We start from the raw sequence: 14,136 nt of genomic DNA on the forward strand, positions 1-14,136 counted from the left end.
GGGTCCTGCATGGACTTTCGGGGTTTTGCATTGTTGATTTGGCCTGATAGCAGGCGCGGCCAAAGGACTGAAAGGACAAAGCGGTGAAGGCACGGATAAAATGGGTCGAAGAGCGCACCTTCGTCGGCGAGTCCGGCAGCGGCCACAAGCTGGTGCTGGGAACGGCACCCGGCCCTGAAGGCAAGACGCCGGGCCCGAGCCCGATGGAACTGGTGCTGATCGGCACCGGCGGCTGCTCGGCCTATGATGTCGTGCATATACTGGAAAAGGGTCGCGAGGCGGTTGAGGACTGCGTCGTCGAACTCGACGCCGATCGCGCCGAGACCGACCCGAAGGTGTTCACCCGCATCCACATGCATTTCATCGTCAAGGGCCGCGCGCTGTCGCCCGACAAGGTTCAGCGGGCGATCAATCTTTCGATCGAAAAATACTGCTCGGCCTCCGCCATGATGGCCAAGACGGCCACGATCACGCATGATTTCGAAGTCGTCGACACCACCGCAAAGTAGGGCAGTAGGGCAGTAGGGCAGTAGGGCAGTAGGGCAGTAGGGCAGTAGGGCAGTAGGGCAGTAGGGCAGTAGGGCAGTAGGGACTGCCGTTCACCCCGCCATCAGCGCCTTGATGCCGTCGGCCACGAATTGCACGGCCAGTGCGGCCAGGATGACGCCGAGCAGGCGGGTCAGGATCGAGCGGCCGGTCTGGCCGAGGATGCGGTCGATGCGTTCCGACAGCACGAACACCAGATAGGTGATGGCGAGGCAGACGAGGATGATGCCGACAAGTGCTGCCTGCGCGGCAAAGCCCTGAAACGAGCCGGAGAGCAGCACCGTCGCCGAAATCGCGCCGGGGCCGGCGATCAGCGGGATCGCCAGCGGGAAGGCGGCGATGTTGTGGATCATGTCCTTGGTGATGGCGACGTCGCCGATCTTCTCCTTGCGGTCCTGTCGCCGCTCGAAGACCATCTCGAAGGCGATGAAGAACAGCAGGAAACCGCCGGCGACGCGGAAGGCCGGCAGCGTGATGCCGAACACCGACAGGATCGAGGCGCCGGCCACCGCGAACAGCGCCATCACCAGGAAGCCGATGACCGAGGCGCGGACCGACACCTGCTGGCGCTCCTCGCGGTTCATGCCGCGCGTCACGGCGAGGAACAGTGGCGCCAGGCCGGGCGGATCGATGGTCACGAGAATGGTGACGAAGGCATTGAACAGGCTGTCGAAACTCGGCATCGCTGACCCTCCCGCCGGGCCGAGCCCGTACCATGCCATTGGTAGAGCAAAGCCTGGTCGGTGGAAACTGTCAGGACCGCGAAACCACGGCTCTCGACGGGTCAGCCGGCAGCGCCGCAATAGGCCTCGAGGCGATAACCATCCGGGTCGATAACAAAGGCGGCGTAATAATTGTCGCCGTAGTCGGCGCGCGGGCCCGGCGCGCCATTGTCGCTGCCGTCTTCGCGCAAGGCAGCGGCATGGAAGGCATCGACGCTGTCGCGTGTCGGCGCGGCGAAGCAGAAATGCAGGCCTGATTTTTCGTTCGCCGGAACCGGCCGCGCTGCCTCGTTGACCCATAGCGCGACGCTTTCGGCGCCATAGCCGAGCGAACCCGGTGACTGGCTGAGGCAGGTGTAGCCGAGCGGCTTCAGCGCTGCGTCATAGAAGCGCTTGGAGGTGTTGGCGTCGCGAACACCGATCGAGATATGATCGAACATCGTTTTCTCCATTGTTACAAAGTGTTGCTGGTTCAGGCTGTTGCGACGCGCCGCGCCAGGAACTCAACCTCCAGCCGCCATGTCGCGCCATTGTCGTGCGAGCGCTCGCCGCGCCAGCGGAAGGAATTTTCGGTGATCCGCGAAAAGCTCCAGCGCACCGAGGAACCGGTGCCGTCGGCGCCGACCTGCACGATCGCGTCGCCCTCGGCCCGGCCGAGCTGGCGGCTGAAATACTGATTGCGCGGATCGCTCCAGAAAATGTGCCAGGCGTCTGCGCCGGGATCATGGACCCGCAGCGTCGTGCCGTAGAACGTCCACTTGCCCAGGGAAGGCTGGGAACCGGTGTTCCGCGCGGGCAGGATCCAGACGTCCTGGATGGCGCGGCCTTCGAGCACCCAGCCGAAATGCACCTCGCCACGTCCGGTCAGCACGGTGCCATCCTCGAGGTGGCGTGAGGCATCGAAAGTCCAGGCGCCGACGAAGCGGCCATAAAGGTTCAGTTCTTCGGCGAGCCCGTCGATTGGTCCGGGACTGTGCAGGGCTTCGGCAAAGGGGTCGAACATGGCTGCGGCCTCTTTCTGTCAGGAGACCGGGAGGAATAGGCGCTGACGGGGTTCTGGGCTTGGGAAAAATTGCTATATTTCGGCCATGACAGCGACGACCCGCACTCTCGCATCCGGACCCGGCTGGCACGTGGCGGATGTGATCTGCACGGCCGGCGCGGGCGACCGGCCGTTCGAGGAAGCCCATCAGGATTTCTGTGTTGCAGCGGTCACCGGCGGCACGTTCCGCTACCGCGCGCAGCAAGGCACCGCCATGCTGGCGCCAGGCGCGCTGCTGCTCGGCAATTCCGGCACATGCTATGAATGCGGACACGAACACGGCAGCGGCGACCGCTGTCTCTCGTTCCATTTCAAGCCTGCCTACATGGAACGGATTGTCGCCGGTTTGCCGGGCGCGAGCACGCTTACCTTCGATGCGCCGCGCCTGCCGCCTTTGCCGGCCTTGGCGCCGCTGCTGGCCGAGGCGGAAGCCGCGCGGGAGACGGGCGACAGCGAGGCATTCGAGGAACTCGGTGTGCGCATCGCTGCTGCGGCTGTGGCCACGATTTCCGGCGCTACGTCCATCAGGCGCGGACCAAGCCGTCGCGATCAGAAACGGGTGGCCGAAGCCGTGCGGCGGATCGAACTGGATGCCGACGGGCCGGTTTCGCTGTCTGCGCTGGCGGAAGAGACGGCGACCAGCCCGTATCATTTCCTGCGTATTTTCCGGCAGGTTGCCGGCATGACGCCCTACCAGTTCCTGCTCAAGATCCGTCTCCACCGTGCGGCATTGCGACTGCGCCTGTCGGATGATGCGATCTCGGCGATCGCCTTCGACGCCGGCTTCAACGACCTGTCGACGTTCAATCGCCGGTTTCGACGCATCATGGGCGAGACGCCAAGCGATTATCGAGCCCGTCAGTCAAACGGCATCGCGCCTCGGCCGAAGCAGGCTCAATCCGAGGTCGGGCCGCACCAGCCCGGCAGATAGTCCGCGTCCTTGCCCTTGGCCAGGCTAAGTGCCTCTTTCATCGCCTTGTCGAAGTTCTTCGCAACCGCGTTGCGATCGATGCGCCGACGAAGGAAATCCGCCCAGATGAATTCGCTGAACGGCGTCGTGTCCTTGGCAAAGCCGCCCATCCGGCGCAGTTCGCCCGCCATGCTCCGGTAAGGATCGTCGATCAGCTCGCCGATTGTCTTCGGAATGGCCGAGTAATCGCGGCGCCGGCCGCTCTCATCGAACGGGTGCATCCAGCCTCTGTTATCGAGCACGAAAAGAAACGTGTCCTTGTCGAGCGCGGACAGGTCGCTAATCACGGCCACAAGCACGTCCTTGACGCCTTCCTCGAGCAGGGCGCGGGCGAGGTGATGGTGATCGGTGACGTAGTTGCGATTTTTGGGACCCAATACGACCGGCACCATGTGTTTGCCGAGAAAAGCGCCGGTCTTCTTCTTGGCGTCCTGCTCCCGGATCATCTGGCGCTTCAACGCAACTTCTCTCATGCCGACCGTTATCTGCGTCGGCCTCAGTTCCTCGACGGGAACCGGCGTCACAATTGGTTCTCGCGGGTCGATCATGACACTCCATCCTGTCCTTGCTGCTGCTGTTTTCCCGGACCAAGTGATTTGATCGCCGCGTCGACGCTGTGGAATATGCGCTGCGGGCCGACCATTTCAGCAATGCCGAACCGCGCCAGCGCTGCCTGGGCGCGCAGCGATTCCAGCCGCGCTATGGCAAAGACCGCGCCCGCCTTGCGGCAATGAAGGATGGTGTCAATCAGGGCCTGCGCGGCGGTGTAGTCGATCTCGACGATGTTGCTGGCCTCCAGCACGACCAGTTTCACGGCTTCGTCCCTGGCATCGACAAGGTCGCAAACGCCGCGCTTGAAGCGATCGGCATTGACGAAGGACAGTGGCGCCTGGAAGGCCGCGACCAGCACGCCCGGGAGTTGTTCGCCAGCGCTGGGCTTGGCCGGAGGCCACCAGACGGACGTGCCCGGCACCTGTTCGAGTTCGATCGGCTCCGTGCGCGTCGCGCTCCATATGCCATGCAGCAGCGACAGGCCGATGCCCACCGCCACGCCGGTTGCGATCGGCAACACCACGATTGCCGCCATGGTGACCAGGATCAACACGAATTCGACCGGCGCCTGCCGATAGACGCTGGCGAACACCTTCCAGCGCAATATGTGCTGGGCAACGAACATCAGGACGCCGGCAAGGGCGGCGTGCGGAACATTGGCGAGCAGACCGCCGCCAAAGGCACCGAGCGCCAGCACGATGGCCGCGGCAATGAGGCCGGACAGTTGCGAGCGGCCACCCGACTGGGCGACGATGGCCGTGCGCGGCGGGCTGGCATTGACGGCAAAGGCGCCGAACAGGCCCGACAAAATGCCGCCGGCGCCGACGCCGATGAAATCGCGGTTGACGTCGGGTGCGTCGTCCTGCTGCGAGGCAAAGGACCGCGAGGTGGCGGCCGTCTGCACCATGACGACAATGGCGATCAGCAGCGCCAGTGGCACCAGCGCCTGGATATCGTCGAGGCTGGCCTCCGGCAGGTCGGCTCGCGGCAGGCCGTTTGGCAAGGCGCCTAGCACCTCGACGCCGCGATCCCCGAGGCCGAAGACGACGACCGCAAGCGTGGCAAGCACCATGCCGATCAAGGCGCCGGGGATGCGGGCGCTGATCCGTTCCGAACAGAACACGATGGCGAACACGCCGAGGCCGAGCCCTAGGCTCCAGGGATTGGTGAGATGGAGATTGCCGCCGATCTCGCCGATACGCCGCAACGTTTCTCCACTCTCGGCCGGCAGGCCAAGCAGCCCCGGCATCTGCGAGACGATGATATGGACGGCGATGCCCGCCAGAAACCCTGTGGTGACCGGCACGGACAGGAGATCGGCGATCCAGCCGAGGCGAAAGACGCCGCTCAAGGTTACGATCAGCCCGACCATCAACGCCAGCATGGCTGCCAGTGCCAGATAATGCGGCGAGCCGGATGTGGCGAGCAGCGCCAGGCTGCCGGCGAACAGCGGCGTGATGGTCGAATCCGCGCCAACCGAGAGGTGACGATTGGCGCCGAACAGGGCAAACGCCACCGAACCTGCGACAAAAGCGAAAAAACCAATCTCGGGAGCAAAACCTCCGAGCCGGGCCGTTGCCATCTGCTCGGGAATGGCGATCGCGGCCAATGTCAGGCCGGCGATCAGATCACCATTGAGATCCCGGAACTGCCAGCCGCTCAGCGCCTGCAAAGGCAGCCGCCGGCGCCAATTCATGGCGCTTGCGGCTTTCGCTTGGGAAAGTTGGTCCATTGCCGGCTTTTGCCTTGTGGCGGCGAAAAGCGTCATGGCCATATCGTCGCAATCAGCGGTATCCTTTTGAAATTACCACCAAAAATGACACTGGAAAAGTGCCGCGAACATTGGAGTTTCGGCCTTGCTTCCTATATAAGCGGTCAGTGATTCCTGATTAGATTGTGATCCGATTTGACCGACCAAAAGACACCGCGCGGCGCCGACGGCGGCCCCACCGGCATCGAGCCGATCTCCATCATCGAGGAGATGCAGAGCTCCTATCTTTCTTACGCCATGAGCGTGATCGTCAGCCGTGCGCTGCCGGATGTGCGCGACGGCCTGAAGCCCGTGCATCGCCGCATTCTCTATGCGGCACATGAGAGCGGCTACCACTGGAACCGCAAATATGTGAAGTCGGCCCGCCCGGTCGCCGACGTGATGGGTAAATACCATCCGCATGGCGACGCCTCGATCTATGACGCCTTGGTGCGCATGGCGCAGGACTGGTCGCTGCGCGTGCCGCTGATCGACGGGCAGGGCAATTTCGGCTCGATCGACGGCGACCCGCCGGCGGCGATGCGCTACACCGAATCGCGGCTGACCAAGGTCGCGCATGAGCTGCTGGAGGACATCGACAAGGACACCGTCGATTTCCAGGAGACTTATGATGCCTCGGACACCGAACCGAAGGTTCTGCCGGCGCGCTTTCCCAATCTGCTGGTCAACGGCTCCGGCGGCATCGCCGTCGGCATGGCCACCAACATCCCGCCGCACAATCTGGGCGAAGTCTGCAACGGTGCCATCGCCATCATCGACAATCCGGCGATCGACCTGCCGGCGCTGATGGAGATCATTCCTGGGCCCGATTTCCCGACCGGCGGCATCGTGCTTGGCCGCTCCGGCATCTACAGCGCCTATTCGACGGGCCGTGGCTCGATCGTCATGCGCGGCAAGGTCAACATCGAACAGCGCGGCAATGACCGTGAATCGATCATCATCACCGAGGTTCCCTACCAGGTGAACAAGGCCTCGATGATCGAGAAGATGGCCGAGCTGGTGCGCGACAAGCGCATCGAAGGCATTTCCGACATCCGCGATGAAAGCGACCGCCAGGGTTATCGCGTCGTCATCGAGCTGAAGCGCGACGCCGTCGCCGACGTCATCCTCAACCAGCTTTACCGCTTCACGCCGCTGCAGACCTCGTTCGGCGCCAATATGGTGGCGCTGAATGGCGGCAAGCCAGAACTGCTGACGCTGACCGACATGCTGAAGGCGTTCGTCTCCTTCCGCGAAGAGGTCATCACAAGACGGACGAAATTCTTGCTGCGCAAGGCGCGCGACCGCGCCCATGTGTTGGTCGGCCTTGCCATCGCCGTCGCCAATATCGACGAGGTCATCAAGCTGATCCGCACCGCGCCGGATCCGCAGACGGCGCGCGAGCAGTTGATGGAACGGCGTTGGCCCGCGGGTGATGTCGAGTCGCTGATCCTTTTGATCGACGATCCGCGCCATCGCATCAACGAGGACGGCACCTACAATCTGTCCGAGGAACAGGCCCGCGCCATCCTCGAACTGCGCCTGCAGCGGCTGACCGCGCTCGGCCGCGACGAGATCGCCGACGAGTTGAACACGATCGGCGCCGAAATCGTTGATTATCTGGACATTTTGTCGTCCCGGGCGCGTGTCCAGCAGATCGTCAAGGACGAGCTTGCGGCCGTGCGCGACGAGTTCGGCACGCCACGCCGCACCGAACTCACCGACGGCGGCGCGGACATGGAAGACGAGGACCTGATTCAGCGCGAGGACATGGTCGTGACGGTGAGCCATTCCGGCTACATCAAGCGCGTGCCGCTTTCGCTCTACCGGGCGCAGCGCCGCGGCGGCAAGGGCCGCTCGGGCATGTCGACCAAGGAAGAGGATTTCGTCACCCGGCTGTTCGTGGCCAACACGCACACGCCGGTGCTGTTCTTCTCTTCACGCGGCATCGTCTACAAGGAAAAGGTCTGGCGGCTGCCGATCGGCAACCCGCAGTCACGCGGCAAGGCACTGATCAACATGCTGCCGCTCGAGCAGGGCGAGCGCATCACCACCATCATGCCGCTGCCCGAGGACGAGACCAGCTGGGGCGAACTCGACGTGATGTTCGCCACCACGCGCGGCACCGTGCGCCGCAACAAGCTGTCCGATTTCGTGCAGGTCAACCGCAACGGCAAGATCGCCATGAAGCTGGAGGAGGAGGGCGACGAGATACTCGGCGTCGAAACCTGCACCGACAATGACGACGTGCTTTTGACCGCCAGTTCCGGCCAGTGCATCCGCTTCTCCGTCGGCGACGTGCGCGTCTTCCAGAGCCGCAACTCGGTCGGCGTGCGCGGCATCACCATGGCCGAGACGGACCGCATCATCTCGATGTCGGTGATCGAGAATGTGGACGCGTCGCCGGCAGAGCGTGCCGCATATCTCAAGCGCGCAGCGGCCGAGCGCCGCCTTGCCGCTGGCGCCAGCGGCGAGGAGGAAGAGATTGCGCTGACCAATGAGGAGATCGGCGAGGAGGCCGAGCTTTCAGACGAACGCTATGAGTTCCTCAAGGCGCATGAGCAGTATGTGCTGACGGTGACCGAATATGGCTACGGCAAGCGTTCGTCGTCCTACGATTTCCGCCTGACTGGCCGCGGCGGCAAGGGCATCCGCGCCACCGACGTGTCGAAGACGGCTGAAATCGGCCGGCTGGTGGCGACCTTCCCGGTCGGCAACGATGATCAGATCATGCTGGTGTCGGATGGCGGCACGGTTATCCGGGTGCCGGTCAATGGCATCCGTTTCGCCAGCCGCGCCACCAAGGGCGTGACCATCTTCAATACCGCCGAGGGTGAGAAGGTGGTTTCGGTCGAGCGGATTTCCGAGCCGCAATCGGACGAGGAAAGCGAAGAGATCATCGAGGGCGGCGCTGGGTCTGCTCCAGAGGCTGATGCCGGTCCGGACAGCGGCGAGTAAATCCTGGGCCTGCTTTTGACATAGCAACGCCGGCCCAGCGGCCGGCGCGGCAGCAAGTCCAGACGGCTTAGTAGTGACGATACGGCTTGCGGGGGCCGAAACCTTCGAAGCGCTTGGTGGTTGCCTTGACGCGAATGCGTTGCGCCTCCTGATGCAGCCCGAATACGGTGGCGATCAGCATGGCGACTGTCATTGCGGTGGCGAGCATGTAGATCAGCATTTGCGTGTTCTCCTGCGCCTTACAACGGATAGATGGGATTTTGGTTTCATCTTATTAAGGTGCAACCTAGTGAACGCTGCGTGAAGGCTTCGTGATCAGCGTGTTCATCTGTCGTTCATGTGCCGGAAAAGGTTCATGGGCTCGCGCGCCGATCGGATTTGCCTTTGCGAGAGAGGCTCGCTAGAAGCACCTGCCATGACTGAACGCATCGCCCTTTACGCCGGCTCCTTCGACCCGCTGACCAACGGCCATCTCGATGTGCTGAAAGCGTCGCTGGCGGTGGCCGACATCGTCTATGCCGCGATCGGCATTCATCCGGGCAAGAAGCCGTTGTTTTCCTTCGAGGAGCGGGTGCAACTCATCGAAGCCGCCACGAAGGCCGAATTCGGCCGCGACGGCGCTCGCATCAAGGTCGTTGCCTTCGACGGGCTGGTGATCGATGCCGCCAGGAAGCAGGGCGCCTCGATCATGATCCGCGGCCTGCGCGACGGCACCGATCTCGATTACGAAATGCAGATGGCCGGCATGAACGAAACCATGGCGCCCGAGCTGCAGACGGTTTTTCTGCCCGCCAGCCCGTCCGTGCGCACCATTACCGCCACACTTGTACGCCAGATAGCCTCGATGGGCGGCGACATCCGCGCCTTCGTGCCGGCAGCTGTTGCTGGCGCGCTCACCGCAAAATTCGCGAAATAAGCCCGGAGAAAATCCTCATGCAGCTCAAAAGGCTCGCCTCGTTCCTCGTCGTGCTTGCCGGTCTTGTGACCGCCTCGGTCTCGGCCTATGCCGCCGATCCCGAAAACACCATGATCATCACGCTGAAGGACGGCGACGTGACCATCGCGTTGCGGCCCGATCTGGCGCCCAAGCATGTCGCGCAGATCAAGAAGCTCGTGCGTGACCATGCCTATGACAACGTCGCTTTCCACCGCGTCATCGACGGCTTCATGGCGCAGACCGGCGACGTCAAGTTCGGCAACATGAAGAAGGGATTCAACTCCCAGGCCGTCGGCACGGGCGGTTCGGACCTGCCTGACCTGCCGGCCGAATTCTCGCAGACCGAGCACTATAAGCGCGGCGTGGTCGGCATGGCCCGCTCGCAAGATCCGAACTCCGCCAATTCGCAATTCTTCATCATGTTCGCGCCGGCGCCGCCGCTCGACGGCCAGTACACCATCGTCGGCAATGTCGTCGGCGGCATGGAGCTGGTGGACCACATCAAGAAGGGTGACGAGGCGGACAATGGTACGGTCTCCGACCCCGACCGGATGATCAAGGTGCGCATCGCCGCCGACAAGTAATTTCTGTTTTCTCAAAAGGATATCTGACATGGCCGAAATCAAGGACCGCGAGAACGCGCTCATCATGGAAACGACCAAGGGTAAGGTCGTGATCGAACTTTTCCCCGATCTGGCCCCCGGCCATGTCGCCCGCATCAAGGAACTGGCCAGGGAAGGCGCCTATGACGGCGTGGTCTTCCACCGCGTCATCGACGGCTTCATGGCGCAGACCGGCGACGTGAAGTTCGGCAATTCCTCGAAACCCACCTTCGCGCCGTCGCGCGCGGGCATGGGCGGCTCGGACAAGCCGGACCTTAAGGCTGAGTTCTCCAACGCCAACCATGGCCGCGGCACCTGCTCGATGGCCCGTTCACAAAATCCGAACTCGGCCAATTCGCAGTTCTTCATCTGCTTCGACGATGCCGCCTTCCTCAACCGCCAGTACACGGTCTGGGGTCAGGTCATCGAAGGCATGGACAATGTCGACAAGATCAAGCGCGGCGAACCGGTGGTCGATCCCGACAAGATCGTGACGTTGAAGGTCGCGGCCGACGTCAAGTAAGGCGAAACGACAATGATGGGCGTCGTCTGGTCGCTTCTCGGCATCCTGTCCGGCGCCTTCATTGCCATTCAGGCACCGATCAATTCGCAGCTTGCGCGCGGCCTGGGTCTCCCGGTCGCGGCGGCAGCGTTTTCGTTCCTGTCGGGCGCCATCCTGCTCGGCATCATCGCGGCCACGGTGGTGAAGCTGCAAGGCATTTCGCTCGAATGGAAGGCGCCGGCACCCTGGCTTTTCGTCGCCGGCGGCATGCTCGGCGGCTTCTATGTCACGCTCTCCACAATCCTGACGCCGCGCATCGGCGCCGCCGCCCTGATGGCGTTCCTGGTGGCCGGCCAGCTGCTCGCCGGCATGCTCATCGACCGCATCGGCTTCCTCGGCGTCGCGGTGCGTGAAATCTCGCTCGGCCGCGTCGCCGGCGCGGTGCTGCTGCTGGTCGGAGCGCTGCTCGTCCGGCTCTACTGATGCGCGTCGATCTCTTCGACTTCGACCTGCCGGAGGAGCGGATCGCGCTTCGCCCGGCGGAGCCGCGCGACAGCGCCAAGATGCTGGTGGTCAAACCGGGCGAGGCGCTCGGCGACCGCACAGTCGGCGACCTGCCATCCCTGCTCAGGGTCGGCGACGTGCTGGTGTTCAACGATACCAAGGTCATTCCGGCGCAGCTCAAAGGCATAAGGCGCCGCGGCGAAGCCCAGGCGCAGGTCGAGGCCACGCTGCATATGCGCGTGGCGCCGGATCGCTGGCTCGCCTTCATGCGGCCAGGCAAGCGCATTGCCGCCGGCGACCGCATCCATTTCGGCCATGACGGCAATTCCTGCTTCCTCGGCCAACTCGATGCCACGGTGATAGAGAAGGGCGAGGGCGGCGAAGCCTTGCTTGGCTTCGACCTGTCGGGGCCGTTCCTCGACGAGGCGCTGCACGCCGTCGGCCACATTCCGCTGCCGCCCTACATCGCTTCCAAACGCGACGACGACGAGCGCGACCGGGCCGACTACCAGACAATCTATGCTCGGGAGGAAGGCGCTGTTGCGGCGCCCACGGCGGGCCTGCATTTCACACCGGAGCTGTTTGCGGCTCTCGACGCCAAAGGGGTCGAGCGCCACTTCGTCACTCTCCACGTTGGTGCGGGCACGTTCCTGCCGGTCAAGGCAGACGACACCGCCGACCACAAGATGCATGCCGAGATCGGCTCAGTCAGCGCGGCAACCGCCGATGCGCTGAACGCGGCCAAGGCAAGAGGCGGGCGCATCGTCGCGGTCGGCACGACCTCGCTGCGCCTGCTGGAGAGCGCGGCGCGCGAAGACGGGACGGTGCCCGCGTGGTCCGGGCCGACGGATATCTTCATCACGCCCGGCTACCGCTTTCGCACCGCGGACATGCTGATGACCAATTTCCATCTGCCGCGCTCGACGCTGTTCATGCTGGTTTCGGCCTTCAGCGGCCTCGACACGATGCGCGCGGCCTATGCGCATGCGATTGCCAACCGCTACAGGTTCTACTCCTATGGTGACGCAAGCCTGCTTTATCGAGCGGAGACGAGCGATGGATGATGACCTGGAAACCCTCGGTCGCGATGCCCTGATCGCCGAGGTGAAGAAACTGCGCGCCGGCATTCGCGCTCATCGCGACACGTCAGGCCATGATCTCTGCTGGCATCACCCCGATTTGTGGGATCTGCTGCCGGAAAAGACCGAGCCGTCGATCGCGGTGCCGCCCTGGCCCAAATTCATGCGCGGCTGCATCCAATACCGCCAGTCGCTCGACAGACAGGCGCCTGACGCGCCGATCCACGACAAGGAATTCAATGGCTAAGCCGTTCAGCTTCAAGGTCCTTGCCACCGACGGCAAGGCGCGGCGCGGTGTCATCGACATGCCGCGCGGCGAAATCCGCACTCCTGCCTTCATGCCGGTCGGCACTGGCGGCACCGTTAAGACCATGTATATGGACCAGGTGCGCGGCGTCGGCGCCGACATCATCCTGGGCAACACCTATCACTTGATGCTGCGGCCCGGCGCCGAGCGTGTCGCGCGGCTTGGCGGATTGCATGAATTCGCCCGCTGGCCGCATCCGATCCTGACTGACAGCGGCGGCTTCCAGGTGATGTCGTTGTCGAAGCTCAGGAAATTGACCGAAAAGGGCGTCACGTTCCGCTCGCATATCGATGGCGCGCCCTATGAAATGACGCCGGAGCGTTCGATCGAGATCCAGGGCCTGCTCGATTCCGACATCCAGATGCAGCTCGACGAATGCACTGCGCTTCCGGCCGAACTGAAGGAGATCGAGCGCGCCATGGAATTGTCGCTGCGCTGGGCCGAGCGCTGCAAGACGGCGTTCGGCGACCAACCGGGCAAGGCGATGTTCGGCATCGTGCAGGGCGGCGACAATGCGGCACTTCGGGTGCGCTCGGCGCAGGCGCTGAGCGCGATGGAGCTGAAGGGCTATGCGGTTGGCGGCCTGGCGGTCGGCGAGCCGCAAGCGGTGATGCTGGAAATGCTCGACATCACCTGTCCCGAACTGCCCGCGGACAAGCCACGCTATCTCATGGGTGTCGGCACGCCAGACGATATCCTGAAATCGGTGGCGCGCGGCATCGATATGTTCGACTGCGTGATGCCGACGCGGGCTGGCCGGCACGGTCTGGCCTACACCAGGCGAGGCAAGGTCAATCTGCGCAACGCCCGCCATGCCGACGATCCGCGGCCGCTGGACGAGGAAAGCGATTGTCCCGCGGCGCGCGATTATTCGCGCGCCTATCTGCATCATCTGGTGCGCTCGCAGGAGGCACTGGGCGCCATGCTGTTGACCTGGAACAACCTGTCCTACTATCAGAAGCTGATGCAGGACATTCGCGCCGCGATCGAGACCGGCAGCTTCGAAGCGCGTGGGGCCGAGATCAAAGAGGGTTGGGCGAGGGGCGATATTCCCGTCCTGTAGAGCATGATCCCGAAAAGTGGAGACCGGTTTTCGGAAAAGATAATGCTCGAACAAGAAAGTCCTCACGTGCTCAGCGAGTTGGATGCGCGCAGGCTGCAGCCGGTGATCTGGAACGTGCCGTCGGGTTGCTGCTGCAGCGTATAGACCGCCTCATAATCCTTGCCGTCAGGGCCGACGATCAGCACCTGCTGGATAATCGAGCCCGGACCCGTCTGCTCGACCTTGCCGAAGGCATAGGACTGTGGCCTGCGCACCGGCGGGTAGCCATTGGTCACCATGTTCATGAAGGCGTCGACGGTCGGGAACACCTGCTTCACATTCGGGGCGGCGAAGCTGTAGGCCTTGGCGCCGTCATCGGCCAGCAACGCCTTCAACTGACCGTCGATGACGACCTGGCCTGCCTTGATTTCGGCATCGCCGGCAAAGGCCGAGGATGTGAAGAGGAATGGAATGACTGCGAATGCGAAAAAAGCGCGGCGCATGGCCTGTCTCCGTTGTCCCTCGGAATGGTCCCTCAAAAATAGTGTCCGATGACGCACGATAACATACGCTCGGCGGTGCATCCCGGTTTCACCGATCGCGAATATTCGCCACCGGAATGT

General features: G+C 63.3%; 17 protein-coding genes. 10 read left to right on the plus strand and 7 right to left on the minus strand.

The genetic code is table 11. The features are described 5' to 3' along the window. Positions 1–83 precede the first annotated feature (83 nt). Entirely contained in the window at positions 84–509 is a 426-nt protein-coding gene (locus CK228_RS26400; RefSeq protein WP_095789703.1) for an OsmC family protein, read from the plus strand. Between the two features lie 90 nt (positions 510–599). Here CK228_RS26400 and CK228_RS26405 read toward each other — a convergent pair whose 3' ends face one another. The 3 genes from CK228_RS26405 to CK228_RS26415 all read right to left on the minus strand — a co-directional run bounded on the left by CK228_RS26405 (position 600) and on the right by CK228_RS26415 (position 2,271). Beyond that, positions 600–1,229, minus strand: coding sequence for a MarC family protein (locus CK228_RS26405; protein WP_095775385.1), 630 nt, complete (start codon positions 1,227–1,229; stop codon positions 600–602). 101 nt (positions 1,230–1,330) lie between these two features. After that, on the minus strand, positions 1,331–1,708 hold the full coding sequence (locus tag CK228_RS26410; RefSeq protein ID WP_095789741.1) for a VOC family protein: 378 nt from the start codon (positions 1,706–1,708) through the stop codon (positions 1,331–1,333). A 32-nt stretch (positions 1,709–1,740) separates the two neighbouring features. Next, a complete protein-coding gene (locus CK228_RS26415; protein WP_095789704.1) occupies positions 1,741–2,271 on the minus strand; it encodes a hypothetical protein in 531 nt (176 codons plus the stop codon). Positions 2,272–2,356: 85 nt separating this feature from the next. On the opposite strand from CK228_RS26415, the gene CK228_RS26420 reads away from it, so the two are divergent. Then, the gene (locus CK228_RS26420) at positions 2,357–3,241 is read left to right on the plus strand and encodes an AraC family transcriptional regulator (RefSeq protein ID WP_245438116.1); all 885 of its coding nucleotides are present in this window, start codon (positions 2,357–2,359) and stop codon (positions 3,239–3,241) included. Here the strand turns inward: CK228_RS26420 and CK228_RS26425 are convergent. Both CK228_RS26425 and CK228_RS26430 read right to left on the minus strand, forming a co-directional pair. Continuing rightward, the gene (locus tag CK228_RS26425) at positions 3,205–3,828 is read right to left on the minus strand and encodes a ParB-like protein (RefSeq protein WP_095789705.1); all 624 of its coding nucleotides are present in this window, start codon (positions 3,826–3,828) and stop codon (positions 3,205–3,207) included. The two genes, CK228_RS26420 and CK228_RS26425, sit on opposite strands and share 37 nt — an antisense overlap. Next, complete coding sequence (locus CK228_RS26430) at positions 3,825–5,528, minus strand: SulP family inorganic anion transporter (protein WP_095789742.1); 1,704 nt, start codon at positions 5,526–5,528, stop codon at positions 3,825–3,827. The genes CK228_RS26425 and CK228_RS26430 overlap by 4 nt, the downstream gene beginning before the upstream one ends. 210 nt (positions 5,529–5,738) lie before the next feature. Here CK228_RS26430 and gyrA point away from each other — a divergent pair, with 210 nt between their 5' ends. Beyond that, entirely contained in the window at positions 5,739–8,540 is a 2,802-nt protein-coding gene (gene gyrA, locus CK228_RS26435; RefSeq protein WP_095775388.1) for a DNA gyrase subunit A, read from the plus strand. A gap of 67 nt (positions 8,541–8,607) precedes the next feature. Here gyrA and CK228_RS26440 read toward each other — a convergent pair whose 3' ends face one another. After that, positions 8,608–8,760: a hypothetical protein gene (locus CK228_RS26440; protein ID WP_019858284.1), complete on the minus strand. Its 153-nt coding sequence runs from the start codon at positions 8,758–8,760 to the stop codon at positions 8,608–8,610. 195 nt (positions 8,761–8,955) lie between these two features. On the opposite strand from CK228_RS26440, the gene coaD reads away from it, so the two are divergent. From coaD to tgt, 7 genes are read left to right on the plus strand one after another with little or no spacing between them, the layout of a single operon-like run. Next, positions 8,956–9,456: a pantetheine-phosphate adenylyltransferase gene (coaD, locus tag CK228_RS26445; protein ID WP_095775389.1), complete on the plus strand. Its 501-nt coding sequence runs from the start codon at positions 8,956–8,958 to the stop codon at positions 9,454–9,456. A gap of 17 nt (positions 9,457–9,473) precedes the next feature. Next, positions 9,474–10,061 (plus strand): peptidylprolyl isomerase, encoded by a 588-nt coding sequence (locus CK228_RS26450; RefSeq protein ID WP_095789706.1) that lies wholly within the window; start codon positions 9,474–9,476, stop codon positions 10,059–10,061. A gap of 28 nt (positions 10,062–10,089) precedes the next feature. Next, complete coding sequence (locus CK228_RS26455) at positions 10,090–10,602, plus strand: peptidylprolyl isomerase (protein WP_095775391.1); 513 nt, start codon at positions 10,090–10,092, stop codon at positions 10,600–10,602. 12 nt (positions 10,603–10,614) lie between these two features. Further along, the gene (locus tag CK228_RS26460; protein WP_095789707.1) at positions 10,615–11,064 is read left to right on the plus strand and encodes a DMT family transporter; all 450 of its coding nucleotides are present in this window, start codon (positions 10,615–10,617) and stop codon (positions 11,062–11,064) included. Beyond that, positions 11,064–12,149: a tRNA preQ1(34) S-adenosylmethionine ribosyltransferase-isomerase QueA gene (gene queA, locus CK228_RS26465; protein ID WP_095789708.1), complete on the plus strand. Its 1,086-nt coding sequence runs from the start codon at positions 11,064–11,066 to the stop codon at positions 12,147–12,149. The genes CK228_RS26460 and queA overlap by 1 nt, the downstream gene beginning before the upstream one ends. Beyond that, positions 12,142–12,411 (plus strand): hypothetical protein, encoded by a 270-nt coding sequence (locus CK228_RS26470; RefSeq protein WP_095789709.1) that lies wholly within the window; start codon positions 12,142–12,144, stop codon positions 12,409–12,411. Before queA ends, CK228_RS26470 begins: the two co-directional genes overlap by 8 nt. Continuing rightward, positions 12,404–13,534 carry a tRNA guanosine(34) transglycosylase Tgt gene (gene tgt, locus CK228_RS26475; protein ID WP_095789710.1) on the plus strand — a complete coding sequence of 377 codons (1,131 nt, stop codon included), beginning with the start codon at positions 12,404–12,406 and terminating at the stop codon, positions 13,532–13,534. The genes CK228_RS26470 and tgt overlap by 8 nt, the downstream gene beginning before the upstream one ends. 62 nt (positions 13,535–13,596) lie before the next feature. Here the strand turns inward: tgt and CK228_RS26480 are convergent, their stop codons facing one another. Next, the gene (locus tag CK228_RS26480; protein WP_095775396.1) at positions 13,597–14,016 is read right to left on the minus strand and encodes a DUF4864 domain-containing protein; all 420 of its coding nucleotides are present in this window, start codon (positions 14,014–14,016) and stop codon (positions 13,597–13,599) included. Between the last annotated feature and the right edge of the window lie 120 nt (positions 14,017–14,136).

It is taken from the genome of Mesorhizobium sp. WSM4312, from assembly GCF_002294875.1.
Lineage (GTDB): Bacteria > Pseudomonadota > Alphaproteobacteria > Rhizobiales > Rhizobiaceae > Mesorhizobium.